The following is an 18,744-nucleotide window of genomic DNA, read 5'->3' on the forward strand; positions in this document are numbered from 1 at the left end:
ATTGTGTGGAATATTAAAAATTTTTCGGTATTATAAAAAAATTATAAATTTTTAAAAAATATATGAAGCTTATTATCTTATTATTTACTTTTTTATTTTCTATGTTTTCTTTTGGAGAAAGCGAAACTATTAAAGGAAAGCCTTTAAAATATGCAGCAAATAATGATTTTGAAAATAGACTAGATGAACAGGAGCAAGAAATCAGAAGGCTAATCGGTAAAGTTGAGGTTTTACAGCATAAAATTGATATGCTAACGCAGAACTCAAATATTCCAAATCAAGAAGAAAATACTGAAGCTTTAGAAGCCGGTGATTCAAAAAAACAAGATGTTTTTGATATAGCTTTGCTTAAAGATATGCCGGATAATGCTCCTAAAAAACCTATTGCGGTTAATAAGGATATAGCTCCTGATAAGCAAGCTTACGATTTGGCTCTTGCTGCTTATAAAAATAATAAACTTACTGAAGCAAAAGATAAATTTAAAAATTTTATCCAAAAATATCCTAACAGTTCGCTAATTAGTAATGCTTATTTCTGGTATGGGGAATGCTTTTTTAAACAAAAAGACTATAACGGAGCAGCGGTTAACTATTTAAAAGGCTATAAAGAGTCGCCGAAAGGGGCAAAATCTTCCGATGGGTTATTGAAGTTAGCACTTTCCTTAGGCGAACTAAAAAAGACGACAGAAGCCTGTAATATGCTTGCTAAGTTTGATAAGGAATTTCCAACTAATAGAACTGCCGCATCCAAGAAAATGGCAGAAGATGCTAAGATTAAATTTGGCTGTAAAAATAAATAAAAATAATAAAATATGACTGATATTTTGGATGAAGTACTGAGTGATCAAAATGAAGAAAAAAGGTTAATTTTTTTCAAAAAGCTTTTACCTATAATAATAATCATTTCTATAATAGCTATTACTATAATGGTTGTTATTAATAATAATAAAGATAAAAGAATTAAAAATAACCAAAAAAACGGAGATATTTTTGTTAAGACTGTTGGTTTGGAAGCAACAAAAGATAATGAGGAATTAGCTTTTAATACTTTAGAGAATTTAGTTACTACTAGTAATACTAAAATAAAAGAAATAGCTGCATTAGAACAAGTAGCCATAAAGATTTCAGAAAAAAAATATTCAGAAGCGAAAGACCTGCTTAATAAAATTATTGAAAATAAAGAATATTCCGAAATTTCTACTTCTTATGCACGTATTTCATGGTGTGGTCTTGTTATTGATGATCAAAATCTAGATATTCAAGATAAAGAAAAATTGACAAAATATTTAAACTATTTTGATGACGAGAAAAAACCTTTTTGGGCTACGGCAACTATCATAAAAGCTATATGGGATATTAAGAATAATATGAAACCGCAAGCAGAAAAAAATCTAAAAAATTTATTAATTTCAAATAATGTATCTGATCTAATAAAAGATCAGGCTAAAGCATTGCTTGTAAATTTAAATAAATAATAATTTGTACTTAAGGAAAAATATGACAAAAAAAATAGCACTTCTGTTATTACCTTTTATTTTAATTTCATGTAACGGGCTTGGACCAAAAAGGGTAAAAAATATTGTTGAGTTGACTCCTAAATTAGCAATTCAGACTAATGAGCCTATATATTTAGATTCTAATGCAAATATGTATACATTTAATGCAAATATGCTTAAGAGTAAACAGTATAGTTTTGCTAGAAGCAAAACAATTACTGAGCCGATTTTTATAGGCGATATGATTTATGCATTAGATATTAGATCGAATATTTCTGCATTTTCTATAGAGAAAAATAAGATTATTTGGTCTTATAATTTAAGTAGACATAAAAAAGATAATTATATAGGCGGCGGAATTTTACACCATAACGGAAAATTATACGTAACATACGGTTCAAGGCTGTTAGTAGTACTAGATGCAAAATCAGGTTATGAAATAATTAGAAAAGAACTTCCGGACATTATTAGAATTAAGCCTATTGTGCTAGATGATAATACTGTCTTAGTTCAAACTATCAGTAATCAAACTATTGCTTTAAATGCAGAAACTTTAAAAACCATATGGGAACATGAAAGCCTAGCGGAAGTTTTATCTGCTAGTTATTTTATGACGCCGATAGTACAGCATGATAATGTAATAGTAACTTATAATTCCGGTCAAGTACTTGCCTTAAATATAAAAAACGGTGAAGTAAGATGGAATTTTGAGTTTGCAAATCTTAATGATCGTACAACTATACCGAATTTTGACGAATCAAGTATTTTATGTACCCCCGTTCATGATAATATGAATCTGTATATAGCGACCGGTCTTGGTAAGCTTATTAAGCTTAATATAGCAACCGGTAGTGTGATTTGGCAGGTAAATGCCGAGGATATTCAATCAATGTCTTTAATCGGTAATAGCTTATTTGTAACAAATAATGCTAGACAAATAGCAGCATTTAATCCTGAAACAGGGAAAGTAAAGTTTGTAGCTGATTTAAATGATGGAAAAGATCCTAAGAAACTAAAATCTGCTACTTTTTTAGTACCTTTTGTTGGAGTTGATAATAACAATAAGCGAAGTTTAAATGTTATTTCCGTTAACGGTGTTTTATATAGTTTTGATGTTGATAATAATGGATTAAACATGATACCTAATATTGTCAAAATTATAAAAAATATTCGTTATTATGGGCTAATGGCAAATAATAATTTATATTTTTCTACCGATAGAAAAATAATATTCGGAAGTAAATAAATTATATTTAGCTTGACAGATAGCGGGTATTAATGCTATTAAATATGTTTCTTGATTCTTTAATTTTAAATTCTAATTAAAATAGATACTATTGTGAAAACTTACTCGGCAAAGCCATCGGAGATTGAAAAGAAATGGTGGGTCATAGACGCAAAAAATATTGTACTAGGACGACTCGCTAGCAGAGTTGCTAATATGCTACGCGGTAAGCATAAGCCTAGCTTTACGCCTCATTTAGATTGTGGTGATAATATAATCATAATAAATGCAGAGCATGTAAAATTAACAGGTAAAAAAGCGAATCCCAAAGACGGAAAAATATATTACAGACATACAGGATTTCCAGGTGGGATAAAAGATACTACGGCAGGTAAAATCTTAAGCGGTAAACACCCTGAGAGAGTTATTAAAATGGCCGTAAAAAGAATGATTACAAGAAATACTTTAGGTGCTAAGCAAATGAGTAATTTGTACGTTTATGCAAATGGTGATCATCCTCATATGGCACAGCAACCTACTGTTTATGATTTTGCAAGCCAAAATCCAAAAAATAAAAAGTAATAGAATATGACCGAGTTAAAAATTAAAACAGAAAAAGTAGAAAAGCAGTTAACTAAAGAGCTTTTAAAACCGGTATTAAAAACTCCTAAAGAAAAAATAGATAATTCAGGCAAGTTTTATGCTACAGGTAAAAGAAAAAATGCTATAGCACGAGTATGGCTTAAAGTAGGAAAAGGAAAAATAGTTGTTAATAAAAAAACAATAGACCAGTATTTTCTTTCTGAAACTTATGTGAAAACTATCTTACAGCCGTTTGTCTTAACAAAAACTATTGATCAGTATGATGTAATTTGTACTGTTAGAGGTGGAGGAATTTCAGGACAGAAAGGGGCTATTTTACATGGAATTTCTAAAGCTTTAGATAAATCTGCTCCGGATTTTCATGCTATTTTGCGTAAAGGCGGTCTTTTAACGCGTGATTCTAGGGTAGTAGAGCGTAAGAAATACGGACAACGTAAAGCACGTAAGAAAACACAATTCTCTAAACGTTAAGATATTGGCTATTGTCATTGTTGCGTGGATGCCAAATCGTCATTGCGAGGGGCTAAGCTTTGCTGCAATCTAGAAAAATAATAAAAAAATTCTGATTTACAGAATTTTTTTTCTGCCTTGCTTCGTCAATTGCTATGCAATTTCCTCGCAATGACGGATAAGCAATTCCACGCAACAATGCTTTCCCACGTAGGCGGGAATGACATAAACAAGCCTATACAACAACGCCTACGATCAATTATATAAACACTTCTCCCCTGGGCGGGGTAGCTCAGCTGGTTAGAGCGACGGAATCATAATCCGTGTGTCGGGGGTTCAAATCCCTCCCTCGCTACCATTTATTATCCCTTTTACTATATAATGTTATTAATAATTTAAAGCCAATAGCAAGTTAAGGCATTGCCTAGAAAAAGTTTATATCGTCATTGCGAGCGACTAAAGGCGTTGTTGCACGGCTTAAAAAATGCCCTCGGTGTCATTCCCGCGTAGGCGGGAATCCAGCATAAAGCGAGATAAATTGAGCTTTTAATTTCAAAAACTTGCTGTATTTATACTTTTTTTCTGGATTCCTGCCTACGCGGGAATGACATAAGCGAGCCATGCAACAAGGCTGCGACTAAAAGGAGCGTGGCAATCTAGGCTCTGTGAACATTTCTAAAAAGATTTGATTTGTACTAAAAAATATCTCAAAATAACAAATCAATTAAAAACCTTTGCAAAGCCTAGCATTTTATAAAATTGATTTTAACAAGTTTAATTTTTATATTTATGAGCTCTCTTCCAATATATGCTAAATCCTTACCTAAAGGGTTCGTGTATCTGAAAGATATCGACCCTACAATTATTCAAAATATGCACTATTATTCATATGAAAATTTTGTTGGTAAAAAGGTAGATGGTTATAAAGCACCAGAAGCAATTTTAACTATAGAAGCTGCTAAGGCTCTTAAAGCAGTACAAGCTGAGATAAAAAAAGATGGTTATTCACTTATTATATATGACGCATATAGACCGCAAAAAGCTGTACAACATTTTTTAAGATGGAGCAAAGATAATATTGACCAAAAAAATAAGGAACGCTTTTACCCATATATAGATAAGTCTAAATGTTTTACACTAGGTTATATAGCTGAAAAATCCAGTCATAGTAGGGGTAGTACTGTAGATTTATCAATAATAAAGCTTTAGAAGGAAGTTAATAATAATCCAAAAGTCATTAAGAGAAAATTGAAAGATGAACGTGTTATATCCTATTTAGATGATAATACGGTAGATATGTATACTTCTTTTGATTTATTTGATGAAGCTTCACATCATGACAGTAAATTAATTGATAAACAATATTTAGAAAAACGTAATTATTTACGTTCTAAGATGCAAAAACATAATTTTAAAGCGTGTCAGATTGAGTGGTGGCATTATACACTTGAAGATGAGCCTTATAAAGATCAATATTTTAACTTTGATATAGAATAGACTTCCTGCATAAGTCACTTCTAAAGGTAATTTGTACGTCGATCCGGTACTCGAATCCTCACGTACGCTTGTGTACGCTGCGGTTCGAGGTGAAGTGTCTCCTTCAAATTCCTCTTTATAAGATAACTTATGCAGGAAGTCTAATAAAAAACTATGACAGTATTAAGTGAAAAAAAATGTATTCCGTGTGAGGGCGGTATTCCGCCGCTTGAGAAAAAAGAAATTGATAAGTTATTAGTTCAATTACAAAGTAAGTGGCAAGTGAATGAATTAGGGCATCTTTATAAAAAATATAAATTTCCTAATTTTGTAAAAGCTATGGAATTTGCAAATAAGATAACTGAAATTGCAGAGCAGGAAGCACATCATCCCAATTTAACTATATCTTGGGGAGCATGTAGTGTGGAAATATGGACTCATAAAATCGACGGTCTTAAGGAAAGTGACTTTATATTGGCTGCAAAGATAGAAAGTATTAATTCTTAAGTGAAAAGAATAATAGCAAAAATCACACAAGTATCAACAGCTAAACGATAATTTCTTATTAAATTAATTGAATTTGAATTATAACAATATTCTTAATAATAAGACCTGTTTATAATAAACATAAGGTAACGTTATGCCAAATTATCATATTAAATTTTTACCAAATATAGTTATATTTAATCGGTTATTTTTGTAGACTTATTTTATTACCAAATTTAATATCAGCTGATTCTAGTGAAAATAGTTATGACCAAAGCCTTGATAGAAATAAGGTATATTTTGTACATTTAAAACCTTTTTCTAATAGTTCTACATATTTTTTAGATGAGCATCCTGATCATACCTTTGTACATATTGCTGATAAAAAATATATTTTATGTGGATTGGTTAGAGAGCTAAAATTTGCGTTTGAAGATATAAATTCATGGTTTTTAATGCCGGAAGCTCAAATTGATAAGGTTAATTGGGAAACTGAAACAACAACAAATCACTGTCTAAGTAATTTTATTATAAACTTATTTCATATAAGAAAAGTAAAAGATTTTATTGCTAATATAACTATATCTAACCTAGCAAATGTATTTACTGCACATATAATCGGTGATAATAATTATAACTTAATAAAGAATGATAGTACATATTATATGATTGAATCTAGTTGCGATAAAGATATTAGTTTATTGTCTAGAGGAACAAATGAATGTGCTGTATTTACTTTAGGCAATGATACGGATACTTCATTATTTAGTGCTATAAATGAATTAATTGAAGGTGATAGAGAGGTAAATAGTGCTGCTACAGGTACTATATTTATCTGTATTACAACAGCAGTAACATTAAGTATATTAGGCGTAAGATACCTGGCTAATAAAATTAAGGTACATATAAATTCTGATTACCATGATGATAGTGATCAACATAATATATGTTTAGGTCAAATAGAGGATCAAGAGGCTCTAAATAATTAAGTATACTCGTTTAATTTGAAAAATTGGCTACGTTATCTTTTGCTGGTAATCCTCACATACTAGTATGTACGCTGCGTTTATCAGCTTCAAGATGCCTTGCTCTTTTCCAAATTAAACTTCGTCTACCAACTCTTCATTTATGATATATATATAAAATTTTTACTGAATTAATGATTCAAATTCTTTTACGACGGCTTGATAAAGTTTCCGTTTGAAAGGAATTATAATAGATAATAGTTCGTCAAGTGATGCCCAACGCCATTGGTCAAATTCCGGATTAGAGGTATTTATATTAATATCTTCGTTATTTCCGGTAAATCTAATTAAAAACCAGCGTTGTTTTTGTCCGCGAAAATTACCGTTCCACAATTTAGGTATTAAAAAGCTCGGTACATCATAACTATACCAGCATTTGCTTTCGGCAATAATATATCCTTTATCGCTTCCTATTTCTTCTAACATCTCACGCATTGCTGCAATACTTGGAGTTTCGCCGGGAACTATCCCACCTTGCGGCATTTGCCATGCAGATATTTTTGTATCTATTCTTTTACCGACGAATATATGGTTATCGGCATTTAATATCATCATGCCGACTCCTGGTCTATATGGTAAATCAAGATGTTTTTTGGAAGAATTTCTCATTATTTTTTTACTTTAAAAAATCAATTATAATTTTACTACTTTATTTTTACCCGTGGTTTTAGCTTCATACATAGCTTTGTCAGCACGTTCAATAAAAGATTTTATTGATTCTTCTTTTTTATATTCCGTAACTCCGATTGAAATAGTTTTTTTTAAAGGTTCAATTTGATTTTCAATGTGAAAATCCATATATTCTATTTTAGCTCTAACTCTCTCCGCAGTTTCAATTGCTTTAGAAATATCTATATCCGTTAAAAGTATAGTAAATTCTTCACCGCCGAATCTTGCTATTAAGTCTGTTATTCTGAGAGTATTCTTCAAAATACGGGATACAATCGTTAAAACCTTATCGCCTGCTTGATGACCGTAAGTATCGTTTACGTGTTTAAAATTATCGATATCGCACATAAGTAAATATAATTTAATACTTTCTTTATTAGCTTTCTCAATCATTTGTTTGAGGTGTATATCGAAATAGCGACGATTAAATAAGCCGGTTAAGCCGTCTTTAGCTGCTAAATTAACACTTTGTTCAAGGTCATTACGTAGATTATCTTGATATTGCTTACGCCTTAATTGTGTTCTAATTCTAGCAAGTAATTCGCTTTCCTCTATAGGATAAACGAAATAATCATTAATACCGAGTTCAATACCTTTCACAACTAAAGGCATACCGTCTTCATCAATTTGTAAAATTATTACCACGCCGCTTATTTCTGCTTTACCTCTTAAAATAACACTGATTCTTAAAGGATCTTCATTTTCGAGCGTACTACTGATAATTACTAAATCGGGTGTATATTCATTTATAATATCTAATTCATCGGAATTACTTATTACCTTTACGTTTTGGGTAATCTTAAGTAACATTTGTTTTATATTTTTAGCTTGTACCACATCATCATTAATTAGTAATATTTTTTTATCTGCAAAAGTGTCATGCATTTCGATATTTGTTACGCCTAATAATGCATTAGTGCTATTACGAAGCTTTAATTCATCAATTAAGCTTTTCATTCTAGATAGCGATTTAAGTCTTACAAATAGAGCAGTATCGTTAATAGGCTTTGTTAAAAACTCATCAGCCCCTGCCTCAAGACCTTTAACTCGATCATCAATATCAGAAAGTGCAGTTACCATTACGACCGGTATATGAGTAGTTTCCGGATCGGTTTTTATCGTTTTACATACCTCAAATCCATCCATTTCCGGCATCATAACATCAAGTAGTATAGTATCGATTTTCTCCTTTTTAAGAATTGCTAATGCTTCTTTGCCGCTATTTGCAGTAAGAACCGTATAATACTCTTTTAAAAGTTTGGCTGTCAGTAACTTAATATTGGTTTCTATATCATCTACTACTAATATTGTGGTCATAAGATTAAATTCTTGTTTTTAAAGGAAATAATTTGTATATTTATACTTTAATTTTAAGTCTTAAATGTATAATATATGAAAATTTCAGCAAATTCAATTAGAACAGGTAACATATTAGTTTATAATAATGATTTATGGGTTGTAAGCAAAACGCCGGAACATACTCAACCAGGGAAAGGTGGAGCTTATGTACAAGTTGAGATGAAAAATTTAAAAACAGGGACAAAGCGTAACGAAAGATTCAGCTCTTCCGATTATTTAGAAAAAGCCGAACTTGAACAAAAAGATTATCAATTTTTATATTTTGAAGGTGATGATTTGGTATTGATGGACACCAAACATTTTGAACAAATAAATGTTCCCAAGGAAATTTTAGAAGAAAAATTACCTTTCTTAACTGAAAATATGATTGTTAAAGTCGAATTTTATAATGAGAAGCCTTTAAATATTGAGCTTCCTCCAACTGTTATACTTGAAATTAATGAAACTGATCCGGTAATAAAAGGAGCAACCGCTACCGCTTCTTATAAACCGGCAATTTTAGAAAACGGTATTAAAGTTAAGGTACCGCAATATTTAGAAGTAGGAGAAAAAATTGTTGTTAAAACTGATGATATGACATATGTCGAAAGGGCAAAGCAAGTTTAATGTCATTCCTGCGAAAGCAGGAATCCAAAAAAAAGTATAAATATAACAAGTTTTTAAAACTAAAAGCTCGCTTTATAATGGATTCCTGCTTTCGCAGGAATGACATCGAGTAGATTTTTCGATCCATGCAACAATGCCGATTTATCCACGGTATGACGCTGTAATAAATTAACTATTAAAATAAAATGCAACCTATAACTAATTTATTAATTAATGCCCTGCGTAAAGCAGTTAAGTTTTTGCATAGAGATTTTTTAGAACTCGAAATGCTGCAAAAAAATTCTGTAAGAAACGAAGAATTTTGTAAGCGATCCTATTTAAGATTAAAAACTTTATTATGTGAAGAATTACAAAAACATACACAATATTTATTTTTTCCAGAGGATCAATTCGATTTAAATAATAATTATGATAGTGTCTTTTTAATTAATCCTATAGATAGCCCAAATAATTTCGCCAGAAGCATATCTTTTTTTGCGATATCCATAACTTATTTAAAAAGGAATCAAGAAGTTTTAACTCCTACTTCTACAGTAATATATTTTCCTGCTCTTAATGAAATTTATTATGCTGAAAAAGGTAAAGGAGCTTGGATAGAAAAAAATAATTTAAACTCTAATTATCAAGGATTAAGACTTAGAGTTTCCGATAATGCCGATTTAAAAAATTGTTTAGGAATTATTGAAGGTTTAAATCATAATGATTTGGAGGAGATAGAGGTAGATAATATTAGATCTTTTGGCTCTCCTTGCTACGGGGCTACGCTTGTAGCATCAGGTAAAGCGGATTTAATATGTTTATCATTATTAAATTTTACATTATATTATGCCTTTGAGCTTCTTATTAAGGAAGCAGGCGGGATAATTATAGATTCTAACGATAAATTTATATATTCAAATCGTTATATTACTAAGAAACTTAAAAAATATTAGAGGTTATATGTATCAGTTATTTTAATTGATAATTAAAGAGATTTTATAGCGAAAATTAATAAGATTTTAGAAAGAATAGTAGTTCCTATTTCAAGAAAATCTTATAATTTGTAGCAAAAAAGCATTTAATTAGCTTTAAAGTAACTGATACAGTAACCTCTTGGACAGAAATTATTTTAGATTTGCATTTTTATTGTTAGAATATAATAATATTAATATAATTATTAATTCATAAAGTTATGGCACATTATAAAGAGTTTGAATTTGACTGTGATTTTGGTGGACAAAGAGCCAATTTTAAGTTTTATATAGGTACGCCTCAAGAAGGGCATCATCCGCTACAATTTCAAGCAAAATGGTTATCTGACGAAAGAGGTGGTACTATTCCTGATGAGGTTATGAAAGCAATATCACAGCTAAATGATCTTGCCAAAAAAAACGGTGTTCCACTTCCGGATTTATGTGTATATGCTCTTGGTTCTGCTCAAGAAGCCCAGGCTACCCCTCAAGAAGAAGATGAAGATGAGAGTGAGAACCAAGAGGATAAAGCAGAGCAGGCATAGTTAAAAATAATAAGGAGATTCATAGAGATTAAAATGAAACAATATAATGATTTATTTAAAATTATTCACCGCGAAGGATATATATTTATTGCTAGCTTTGCATTAGTAAGTTTTTTATTAGCGTCATTTAATGAAAAACTTGGCTGTATTGGATTTATTGCTACTGCTTGGTGTATTTATTTTTTCCGTAATCCTGATCGCTTTGTGCCTATAAGTGATGATCTGGTAATAAGTCCTGCAGACGGAATAATTCAAGAAATTAAGGAAGCATTGCCGCCCCCGGAATTAGGTCTTGGTGATGTGGAAATGATTAGAGTTAGTATTTTTCTAAATATTTTTAATGTCCATGTTAATAGAATCCCGGCAAACGGAAAAATTTTAGTACTTCATTATAATCCCGGAAAGTTTTTTAATGCTTCACTTGATAAAGCTAGTATTTATAATGAGCGTCAATCAGTATTAATGGAAACTGATCAAGGGCAGAAAATCGTTTTTGTTCAAATAGCAGGACTTATAGCAAGGCGTATAGTTTGTGATTTAGAAGAGGGGAATGAAGTTAAAACGGGCGAGCGATACGGTATAATTCGTTTCGGTAGCAGAGTAGATGTTTACCTACCGTTGAAAACAGCTTTATTAGTGAGTAAAGGGCAGACTGCTATAGGTGGTGAAACTATCATTGCTGATTTTGGACGTAAAAAGACAGCAGAATTTAAGTTTGAGAGAAGATAGTTAAATATCATACCGTGGGCTTGACCAGCGTTGTTGTGTGGATCGATTCCACCATCTTGTCATCCCGCGACTTGATCGCGGGATCCAGTAAAAATACTAGTATTTTGTATTGTTTTTATGGATACCGTGGTCAAGCCACGGTATGACACTTGGGAGTATAAAAATTGTTAAAAATTCGTAAATCTATAATAACTAAGCCTGTACCTCTAATAAAATTAATTCCCAACTTTATTACGTTGCTTGGTTTAGTAACCGGTATGAGTTCTATAAAATTTGCTTTGGATAGCAGATGGGAACTTGCGGTATATTGCATTATAGTAGCGGCAATTATTGACGGTATCGACGGTAGAATAGCAAGGATGCTAAATGCAGCTAGCCCATTTGGTGCAGAGCTTGATTCATTATGCGATTTTGCTAATTTCGGTATAGCTCCTGCTTATTTAATATATTTATGGTCTTTTCAGCAATATGAATATAAGGTATTTTCATCAGCAGTAATGCTATTATTTATAGTGTGTATGGCCTTGCGTTTAGCTCGCTTTAACGTTGGTATTTATCAACCGAAACAAGATAAAAAAACTGAATATTTTTTTACCGGTGTACCTGCCCCATGCGGTGCTTTACTTGCTTTAACGCCTGTAATGATAGATTTTGAAATCGGTACGTTATTAAATATTAATACTCGTACTCACACTATAACAATTAATATATATTTGGCTATTATAGCTTTTCTACTTGCTAGTAGACTTCCTACAATCTCAACAAAAAATTTGAGTATTAAACCTGAATATTTATCGCTTGCAATGATTTTAGTTGCTATTGTTATTATAAATCTTATCATATATCCATGGTATTCACTGCCGTTAATTGCAGTTATATATATTCTTTCTATACCAATTTGTTATTTTTTAAAATATAGAGGATATTGGTAAAGTTAATTATGCCGAGTGTATTACAACAAGCTATCGACAAATATAAACATCATCCATTTACTAAATATGTAATTATTATAGCCTTAATAATATTTATTTATTTGGGATATAAAATTTATGTTTGGGCAAATACACAATCCACGGATAATGCTTACATAGATGCAGATATTTCAAATGTTAGTGCTGAAGTTAACGGTGTTTTAACAAAGTTATTTGTTACAGATAATACTAAAGTTAATAAAGGTGATCTGATAGGAGAAATTGACGATAGAGATTATAAGGCAAAGCTTGAAGCATCTATTGAAGCTTGCATAAAAAATATAGAAATTATAGAGCAAAAAATCTCAATAGGGCAGATTAGCCTAGAGCAAGCGGCTGAAAAATTAAAGCTTACTAAAATAAGCTTTGATATTGTTTCAACAGATTTTACTAGAGTGTAGGAATTAAATAAGGCAAAATTTGCTAGCTCTAAAACGTTAGATGATTCTAAAAACGCATATCAAAAAGCCAAAACAGATTATACAAGCACAGTTAGATTTAGATATATCTAAGCAAAATTTACAGCTTCTTGAGCTTGAAAAAGCAGCAGAACAGGAAAAGCTTAAAGAGCTAACAGAAAACAAAAAAGTAACGTTAAGGAACTTACAAAATACTAAACTTATTGCTATGGTACCCGGTATATTCGGTAATAGTAGTTTAGAAGTCGGAAATTATATAGTACCGGGTAGGGCGTTGTTTTCTATAGTTCAAGATAATACTATGTATATTCAGGCTAATTTTAAAGAAACGCAAATTAAGAAATTTAAGTCCGGCATGAAAGTCAAAATTGAATTTGATGCTTTGCCTAAAAAAATAATTTACGGGAAGATTCGTAATATTGCTCCTGCTACCGGTTCTAAATTTAGTTTAATCCCACCCGATAATGCTACAGGTAATTTTACTAAAATCGTACAACGTGTCCCTGTTTTAATAGATTTTGAGTCCCCAAATGCTAATCTAGTCCCCGGCATGTCAGCAATAGTATCAATCAGAACTGATCAAAGTACGTAATTTTTGTTAAAAAATGGCAATAATTATTCTATTATAAGTTGCATATTTACTTATTACTTAAAAAGCTATATAATATCAGTAATACCAAAAGTAATAATTAATATGCAAAGATACTTAGATCCTACAAATGATAGTTTATTTAAAAAAATCTTTCGTGATTTAGAAAGGTTAAAGGAATTTATCAATGCAGTTCTTGAATTACCTGAGGGGTTTAGAATTAAAGAAATAGAATTTATACCTGTAGAGCAAGTACCTATTATTGATAAAGGAAAAAAAGCATATTTGATTTAAAGGTAAAAGATGAAGCCGGTAGCTGGTATATAATCGAGATGCAAAAAAGAAATGAAAGCGATTACTTAAAAAGAGTACAATATTATTCGGCTCATTCATACGTACAGCAACTGACTAAAGGAATAAAGCATAAAGATTTATTACCGGTAATAGTTATTTCGCTTATAAAGACTAAAATGTTTGATGACGAAGTACCTTGTATAAGTCTTCATAAAATGCTTGAAACTAAAACAAATAAGCAATATTTATTTGATTTTTCCTATGTATTTATAGAGCTTAAAAAGTTTGATAATACTATAGATGAGTGGCTACATTTATTTAAGTGTGCAGAAAACGAAACTAGTCCGCCTGCAAATATAAAGAGCGAGAAAGTACTAGATGCGTATAATGTAATTGAAATGCACAACCTCACCCCCGAAGAATACGACGCCTATATAAGAGCAAAATTAATGGAAGATGCCGAGGAAATAGCTTTATCTGAAAATTTTGAAAAAGGTAAAGTTGAGGGTAAAGCAGAATTAATACAAATGATGCTAAAACAAGGTAAAACTGTTCAGCAAATAATAGAGTTCACAGGATTACCTAAGGAAGAAATAGAACAGCTAAAAGCAGAAACAGAAAATTCTAAAGCTAGTTGATTAATTATTTACCCCTTAACTCTGTTAATTCTTTTTTTAGTTTTTTTACTAAAGTTTGTAATTTTTCAAATTCTTCGCGAGTGACGTAATTACCTTTAAGTATTTTATCTTCAATTATGCCACAGCTTTTATCCGCTATGCTATTTAAGGCTTTTTGTGCTACGCTGCTAGCTCCAACGGCTACTTTTAAAATATTATTTGTTTTCATATTACCTCTATAGATAAAGCATGTAAGCCGCTATTAAATTCATCGGCAAGTAAGTTATTAATAGTGCGATGATTGGCAATTAGGCTTTTTCCCTGTAATGTTTTTGCAGCAATTCTTATTTTTATATGGCTGTGAATTCCGTCATAATGACTAGCATGTTTATAGCTTTCATCTATTATTTCTTGAAAATGTGGTTTTAACACACTTAATTTTTCTTGTATCCTTTCTATGCAGCTCATATTTTTATTTCATTTACAGTAAAAATGTCCTAATATCCTTAAGTATATAATTTTATGATAAAAATGGCAATGTCGGAATTAATAACGGATTATAAAGATTTACAAGATGAGATAGATAAATTGGAAAAAGGCGTATGTTTTGCTTGTAGATTAGTTAATTATGATGAAATAGAATTTATAGAGCAGGATAAGCATTTTATAATTGAAGATTTAAATCAAATCATTGAAGATGTAAGCAAAGAACTTAATATTTTTTCAAAGTTTAAGAAAATAAAGAAAGATAGAATATTATTTATCCTAAATACTACTGGTTCTGACTTAATTAAAAATTTTGCTAGAAAATTATATTTATTTTCACAGCTTTATATTAATGAACAGAAGCCGGCAATTTATATGAATTGTTATATTGCTAGTATTAAATTTCCAAAAGTAAGTAATAATGCTAAAGAAATTGAAAAAACATTAAATATGTTACTTTCACAAAATAATAATTATTATTACCGTGAATATAGCAGTACAGAACATGATTTGGAAAATATAAAAAAATCTAATCTTCAGCTTAACTTATTACGACAAGCCTTAGCAAAAAAGACTATGCGATTTGCTTATCAGCCTATAATAGATCGCAATACCATGAAAGTTCATTATTATGAATGTCTGCTTCGTATACCTGATGAGAACGGCGTTTATATTTCCGTAGGTCCTATAATCCCTATTGCTGAAAATAAAGGATTAATTTTTATAATTGATCAAATTGTTTTAGAAATGACTGTTAACGAACTTGCCCGTAACCCAAACTTAATGTTAGCCGTTAATATTTCAAATATAGGAACAGGCGATGAAGTTTTATGGGAAATAGCAGAAAACTTATTAAAAGCTCATAATGTTCGGGACCGTTTAATTATTGAAATTACAGAAACTTCTTTCAATGAGAATTATGATAAAATAACTTTATTTATTAATAAGCTACGTAAGTACGGATGTAAATTTGCATTAGATGATTTTGGCTCGGGTTTTACTTCTTTTAAACAACTTCAAAGCTTACCAATTGATATTATCAAAATTGACGGTAAATATGTGCGTAGTATTACAAGTGATGTACAAAGTAGGTATTTTGTAGAAAGATTAATTAAAATTTCAGAAGATTTAGGTATTGAAACAGTAGCTGAATTTGTAGAAAACGGAGAAATAGCTAAATTTTTAATTGATTTAAAAGTCGGCGGGCTACAAGGAAACTTCTATTCCGAAGCAAAATTTGATAGGGCGGATGATATTTAGAGATGTCATTGCGAGGAGAAACGTAGTTTCGACGTGGCAATCTTGTCAAGCATGCTGAGATTGCTTCGTCGAATTACTACGTAATTCTTCTCGCAATGACGTTTTATAACACTTGACAACCTACATAAAAACCTATATGCAGAACTCAACTTTAAATAATTAAACTTAGATGCTGTTACTTGAATTAAAAAAAACTAATCAAACTTTAGAAACTATACATTTTATAGGTATCGGCGGCGTTGGAATGAGCGGTATTGCCGAGATATTACATAATCTAGGTTATAAAGTACAAGGTTCCGATTTAGTGGAAAATTATAATACTAAAAGACTTGAGTCATACGGCATTAAAATATTTTTAGGACATGCTGAGCAGAACATTACCAATGTTTCGTATGTCGTTATTTCATCGGCAATTAATCCAAGTAATCCGGAAATCAAAGAAGCTTTAGAACGTAAAATTCCGATTATTAGGCGTGCGGAAATGCTCGCTGAACTTATGAGGTTAAAATGTTCTGTAGCCGTGTCGGGATCGCACGGTAAAACCACTACTACTTCTTTAATTGCTTGTTTATTTGAGGCGGCCGGTTTATGTCCTACAGTTATTAACGGCGGGATTATAAATAATAAATCGACTAATGCATATCTTGGTTCAAGTAATTATTTAATTGCGGAGGCCGATGAATCGGATGCGACGTTTATTCATATTCCATCAACTATTGCGATAATAACTAACATTGATCCTGAACATTTAGATTATTATAAAGATTTTGAAACATTAATAGGTGCGTTTAAAAGCTTTATTACTAATTTGCCGTTTTACGGTTTTGCTGTTTGTTGTATCGATCATAAAATAGTTCGTAAGTTAGTAGATGATATTACTGAAAGGAAGATTGTTACTTATGGAATCGATTCGGAAGATGCTCATATTATAGCGTTTAATATTAATACTGATATTGCCTCCTCTACTTTTGACGTAAAAATTAGTCTACCAAATGTACTAGGTACAACGATTATTGAAAAAATTACTATTCCAACGCCCGGAAGACATAATATTTTAAATAGTCTTGCTGCAATTGCCGTTGGGATAGAATTAGATTTCGGTATTAAAGCTATTAAAAACGGTTTCAATAATTTTAAGGGTGTAAAGAGAAGATTTACTAAAGTAGCTGAATATAATAAGGCGGTGGTTATAGATGATTACGCCCATCACCCCGAGGAAATCAAAGCAACACTTGCGACGGCTAAAAATATAGCAAATAAACAAAACGGTAAAGTTATTGCTATTTTTCAGCCTCATAGATATTCAAGAATGCAGCATTTATTTGATGATTTTATGCTTTGCTTCGCTGATGCCGATATGATTTATATTACCGATATATATGCGGCAGGAGAAGAGCCTATAGAAGGGGTTACAAGCCAAAATTTAGTTGATAAAATTGCTAAGAATAAGCATCACGAGCAAGCAAATTTTTTAGCTGAGTTAGATAATACGATTGAAGTTATTATAGATAACGCAACTCCCGGTGATATAATAATTATGATGGGAGCAGGTAATATTTCAAGTTTTGCTAATGAATTACCAAAAAAATTCGGTAATTTGTGATGACTTTACCGATAGTAAAAGGCGAGTATAAAAAAGATTATAATTTAAAACATCTGACATGGTTTAAAGTAGGCGGTAATGCCGAAATTTTCTTTAAACCTTTTGATAGCGAAGATTTAGCAAGTTTCTTAATACAAAATAAGCAAAAATTACCTATAACTACTTTTGGTGCAGGCTCAAACATTATTATAAGAGACGGCGGGATAGAAGGAGTTACAATAAAGCTCGGTCAGAATTTTAGTAATATTGAGTTTATAGATGATCATCTAATAGTAGGTAGTAGCTGCCTTAATTATAATTTAGCAAAATTCTGTCAAGCAAATGCTATTTCCGGTTTTGAATTTTTAGTAGGTATTCCTGGTACTATCGGTGCCGGTGTTGTTATGAATGCCGGTGCTTACGGCTCTAAATTTAAAGATATTATAGTGAAGATTGAAGCGATTGACTTTGCAGGAAATTTTCGAGTATTCACAAATGAAGAAATCGGTTTTAAATATCGCAGTAATAATTTACCAAAGGATTTAATTATTCTCAAAGCCGTTTTTAAAGTAAATAAAGGCGATAGTGAAAATATATTATTACGGATGAATGAAATAAATAACGCAAGATCAGCTACGCAGCCTATTAAAGAGCGTACAGGCGGTAGTACTTTTGCAAATCCTGAGGGGCTTAAATCTTGGGAACTTATTGACAAAGCAGGACTTAGAGGCTATAGAATAGGCGGTGCTTCGATGTCAGAACTTCATTGTAATTTTATGATAAATAATGGTGATGCTACCGCTAAGGATTTAGAAGATTTAGGTGATTTCGTCCGGCAGAAAGTATTTGAAGATAGCGGCATTGAATTAAAGTGGGAAATAAAACGTTTGGGTAGGTATGTTTAAAA

The 18,744-nt window shown here is 31.1% G+C and carries 20 protein-coding genes, 1 tRNA gene and 4 pseudogenes; 20 read left to right on the forward strand and 5 right to left on the reverse strand.

Going from position 1 to position 18,744, the window contains the following annotated elements:
• Positions 1–62 precede the first annotated feature (62 nt).
• The 7 genes and pseudogenes from ybgF (at position 63) to ACE38Q_RS00385 (ending at position 5,271) form a co-directional block, all read left to right on the forward strand.
• The gene (ybgF, locus tag ACE38Q_RS00355) at positions 63–800 is read left to right on the forward strand and encodes a tol-pal system protein YbgF (RefSeq protein ID WP_500189643.1); all 738 of its coding nucleotides are present in this window, start codon (positions 63–65) and stop codon (positions 798–800) included.
• A gap of 12 nt (positions 801–812) precedes the next feature.
• On the forward strand, positions 813–1,475 hold the full coding sequence (locus ACE38Q_RS00360; protein WP_500189644.1) for a DUF2659 family protein: 663 nt from the start codon (positions 813–815) through the stop codon (positions 1,473–1,475).
• Positions 1,476–1,497: 22 nt separating this feature from the next.
• Complete coding sequence (locus ACE38Q_RS00365; protein ID WP_500189645.1) at positions 1,498–2,742, forward strand: outer membrane protein assembly factor BamB; 1,245 nt, start codon at positions 1,498–1,500, stop codon at positions 2,740–2,742.
• 93 nt (positions 2,743–2,835) lie between these two features.
• Entirely contained in the window at positions 2,836–3,303 is a 468-nt protein-coding gene (gene rplM, locus ACE38Q_RS00370; protein WP_041078837.1) for a 50S ribosomal protein L13, read from the forward strand.
• A 6-nt stretch (positions 3,304–3,309) separates the two neighbouring features.
• Complete coding sequence (rpsI, locus tag ACE38Q_RS00375; RefSeq protein WP_500189646.1) at positions 3,310–3,795, forward strand: 30S ribosomal protein S9; 486 nt, start codon at positions 3,310–3,312, stop codon at positions 3,793–3,795.
• Between the two features lie 260 nt (positions 3,796–4,055).
• Positions 4,056–4,132: transfer RNA gene (locus tag ACE38Q_RS00380), tRNA-Met, on the forward strand.
• 515 nt (positions 4,133–4,647) lie between these two features.
• Positions 4,648–5,271 (forward strand): annotated as a pseudogene (locus tag ACE38Q_RS00385) (M15 family metallopeptidase).
• Here the strand turns inward: ACE38Q_RS00385 and ACE38Q_RS00390 are convergent.
• Positions 5,269–5,406, reverse strand: a pseudogene (locus ACE38Q_RS00390) (palindromic element RPE1 domain-containing protein); the annotation flags it as partial. The pseudogenes ACE38Q_RS00385 and ACE38Q_RS00390 overlap by 3 nt on opposite strands.
• Positions 5,407–5,424: 18 nt before the next feature.
• Between ACE38Q_RS00390 and ACE38Q_RS00395 the strand changes: the two are divergent.
• Together ACE38Q_RS00395 and ACE38Q_RS00400 are read left to right on the forward strand one after the other, a co-directional pair.
• Positions 5,425–5,757 (forward strand): 4a-hydroxytetrahydrobiopterin dehydratase, encoded by a 333-nt coding sequence (locus ACE38Q_RS00395; protein ID WP_500189647.1) that lies wholly within the window; start codon positions 5,425–5,427, stop codon positions 5,755–5,757.
• Positions 5,758–5,890: 133 nt separating this feature from the next.
• Positions 5,891–6,182: pseudogene (locus ACE38Q_RS00400) on the forward strand (hypothetical protein); the annotation flags it as partial.
• Positions 6,183–6,884: 702 nt separating this feature from the next.
• On the opposite strand, the gene ACE38Q_RS00405 reads toward ACE38Q_RS00400, so the two are convergent.
• Both ACE38Q_RS00405 and ACE38Q_RS00410 read right to left on the reverse strand, forming a co-directional pair.
• A complete protein-coding gene (locus tag ACE38Q_RS00405) occupies positions 6,885–7,370 on the reverse strand; it encodes an RNA pyrophosphohydrolase (protein ID WP_008580323.1) in 486 nt (161 codons plus the stop codon).
• Positions 7,371–7,394: 24 nt separating this feature from the next.
• Complete coding sequence (locus ACE38Q_RS00410) at positions 7,395–8,747, reverse strand: PleD family two-component system response regulator (protein WP_500189648.1); 1,353 nt, start codon at positions 8,745–8,747, stop codon at positions 7,395–7,397.
• 75 nt (positions 8,748–8,822) lie between these two features.
• On the opposite strand from ACE38Q_RS00410, the gene efp reads away from it, so the two are divergent.
• From efp to ACE38Q_RS00450, 8 genes and pseudogenes are all read left to right on the forward strand, one after another.
• On the forward strand, positions 8,823–9,395 hold the full coding sequence (gene efp, locus ACE38Q_RS00415) for an elongation factor P (RefSeq protein WP_500189649.1): 573 nt from the start codon (positions 8,823–8,825) through the stop codon (positions 9,393–9,395).
• A 185-nt stretch (positions 9,396–9,580) separates the two neighbouring features.
• Positions 9,581–10,327 carry an inositol monophosphatase family protein gene (locus ACE38Q_RS00420; RefSeq protein ID WP_500189650.1) on the forward strand — a complete coding sequence of 249 codons (747 nt, stop codon included), beginning with the start codon at positions 9,581–9,583 and terminating at the stop codon, positions 10,325–10,327.
• Between the two features lie 239 nt (positions 10,328–10,566).
• On the forward strand, positions 10,567–10,890 hold the full coding sequence (locus ACE38Q_RS00425; protein ID WP_500189651.1) for a DUF2610 domain-containing protein: 324 nt from the start codon (positions 10,567–10,569) through the stop codon (positions 10,888–10,890).
• Positions 10,891–10,923: 33 nt separating this feature from the next.
• Positions 10,924–11,619 carry a phosphatidylserine decarboxylase gene (locus ACE38Q_RS00430; RefSeq protein ID WP_500189652.1) on the forward strand — a complete coding sequence of 232 codons (696 nt, stop codon included), beginning with the start codon at positions 10,924–10,926 and terminating at the stop codon, positions 11,617–11,619.
• Positions 11,620–11,783: 164 nt separating this feature from the next.
• Positions 11,784–12,551, forward strand: a complete 768-nt coding sequence (locus tag ACE38Q_RS00435; protein WP_500189653.1) for a CDP-alcohol phosphatidyltransferase family protein — start codon at positions 11,784–11,786, stop codon at positions 12,549–12,551.
• An 8-nt stretch (positions 12,552–12,559) separates the two neighbouring features.
• Positions 12,560–13,601: pseudogene (locus ACE38Q_RS00440) on the forward strand (HlyD family secretion protein).
• Positions 13,602–13,703: 102 nt separating this feature from the next.
• On the forward strand, positions 13,704–13,892 hold the full coding sequence (locus ACE38Q_RS00445) for a hypothetical protein (protein ID WP_041077773.1): 189 nt from the start codon (positions 13,704–13,706) through the stop codon (positions 13,890–13,892).
• Positions 13,893–13,930: 38 nt separating this feature from the next.
• Complete coding sequence (locus ACE38Q_RS00450) at positions 13,931–14,530, forward strand: Rpn family recombination-promoting nuclease/putative transposase (protein WP_500189654.1); 600 nt, start codon at positions 13,931–13,933, stop codon at positions 14,528–14,530.
• A gap of 4 nt (positions 14,531–14,534) precedes the next feature.
• On the opposite strand, the gene ACE38Q_RS00455 is transcribed toward ACE38Q_RS00450, so the two are convergent.
• A complete protein-coding gene (locus tag ACE38Q_RS00455; RefSeq protein ID WP_500189655.1) occupies positions 14,535–14,738 on the reverse strand; it encodes a hypothetical protein in 204 nt (67 codons plus the stop codon).
• Positions 14,735–14,977, reverse strand: coding sequence for a BolA family protein (locus ACE38Q_RS00460; protein ID WP_500189656.1), 243 nt, complete (start codon positions 14,975–14,977; stop codon positions 14,735–14,737). Before ACE38Q_RS00460 ends, ACE38Q_RS00455 begins: the two co-directional genes overlap by 4 nt.
• Before the next feature lie 54 nt (positions 14,978–15,031).
• Between ACE38Q_RS00460 and ACE38Q_RS00465 the strand changes: the two genes are divergently transcribed.
• From ACE38Q_RS00465 to murB, 3 genes are all read left to right on the forward strand, one after another.
• Complete coding sequence (locus tag ACE38Q_RS00465; RefSeq protein ID WP_500189657.1) at positions 15,032–16,255, forward strand: EAL domain-containing protein; 1,224 nt, start codon at positions 15,032–15,034, stop codon at positions 16,253–16,255.
• 169 nt (positions 16,256–16,424) lie between these two features.
• On the forward strand, positions 16,425–17,858 hold the full coding sequence (gene murC / locus ACE38Q_RS00470) for a UDP-N-acetylmuramate--L-alanine ligase (protein WP_500189658.1): 1,434 nt from the start codon (positions 16,425–16,427) through the stop codon (positions 17,856–17,858).
• The gene (murB, locus tag ACE38Q_RS00475; RefSeq protein ID WP_500189659.1) at positions 17,855–18,742 is read left to right on the forward strand and encodes a UDP-N-acetylmuramate dehydrogenase; all 888 of its coding nucleotides are present in this window, start codon (positions 17,855–17,857) and stop codon (positions 18,740–18,742) included. Before murC ends, murB begins: the two co-directional genes overlap by 4 nt.
• The last annotated feature ends 2 nt before the right edge of the window (positions 18,743–18,744 follow it).

Source organism: Rickettsia endosymbiont of Thecocarcelia acutangulata, from assembly GCF_964263195.1.
GTDB lineage: Bacteria > Pseudomonadota > Alphaproteobacteria > Rickettsiales > Rickettsiaceae > Rickettsia > Rickettsia felis.

Coding starts and splice junctions, on each gene's coding strand:
- ACE38Q_RS00360 (WP_500189644.1), top strand. CDS start 813: ATGACTGATATTTTGGATGAAGTACTGAGTGATCAAAATGAAGAAAAA.
- ACE38Q_RS00410 (WP_500189648.1), bottom strand. CDS start 8,747: ATGACCACAATATTAGTAGTAGATGATATAGAAACCAATATTAAGTTA.
- ACE38Q_RS00450 (WP_500189654.1), top strand. CDS start 13,931: ATGCAAAAAAGAAATGAAAGCGATTACTTAAAAAGAGTACAATATTAT.
- rpsI (WP_500189646.1), top strand. CDS start 3,310: ATGACCGAGTTAAAAATTAAAACAGAAAAAGTAGAAAAGCAGTTAACT.
- ACE38Q_RS00460 (WP_500189656.1), bottom strand. CDS start 14,977: ATGAGCTGCATAGAAAGGATACAAGAAAAATTAAGTGTGTTAAAACCA.
- ACE38Q_RS00455 (WP_500189655.1), bottom strand. CDS start 14,738: ATGAAAACAAATAATATTTTAAAAGTAGCCGTTGGAGCTAGCAGCGTA.
- murC (WP_500189658.1), top strand. CDS start 16,425: ATGCTGTTACTTGAATTAAAAAAAACTAATCAAACTTTAGAAACTATA.
- ACE38Q_RS00395 (WP_500189647.1), top strand. CDS start 5,425: ATGACAGTATTAAGTGAAAAAAAATGTATTCCGTGTGAGGGCGGTATT.
- ACE38Q_RS00425 (WP_500189651.1), top strand. CDS start 10,567: ATGGCACATTATAAAGAGTTTGAATTTGACTGTGATTTTGGTGGACAA.
- ACE38Q_RS00420 (WP_500189650.1), top strand. CDS start 9,581: ATGCAACCTATAACTAATTTATTAATTAATGCCCTGCGTAAAGCAGTT.
- efp (WP_500189649.1), top strand. CDS start 8,823: ATGAAAATTTCAGCAAATTCAATTAGAACAGGTAACATATTAGTTTAT.
- ACE38Q_RS00430 (WP_500189652.1), top strand. CDS start 10,924: ATGAAACAATATAATGATTTATTTAAAATTATTCACCGCGAAGGATAT.
- ACE38Q_RS00365 (WP_500189645.1), top strand. CDS start 1,498: ATGACAAAAAAAATAGCACTTCTGTTATTACCTTTTATTTTAATTTCA.
- ACE38Q_RS00405 (WP_008580323.1), bottom strand. CDS start 7,370: ATGAGAAATTCTTCCAAAAAACATCTTGATTTACCATATAGACCAGGA.
- ybgF (WP_500189643.1), top strand. CDS start 63: ATGAAGCTTATTATCTTATTATTTACTTTTTTATTTTCTATGTTTTCT.
- ACE38Q_RS00445 (WP_041077773.1), top strand. CDS start 13,704: ATGCAAAGATACTTAGATCCTACAAATGATAGTTTATTTAAAAAAATC.
- ACE38Q_RS00465 (WP_500189657.1), top strand. CDS start 15,032: ATGATAAAAATGGCAATGTCGGAATTAATAACGGATTATAAAGATTTA.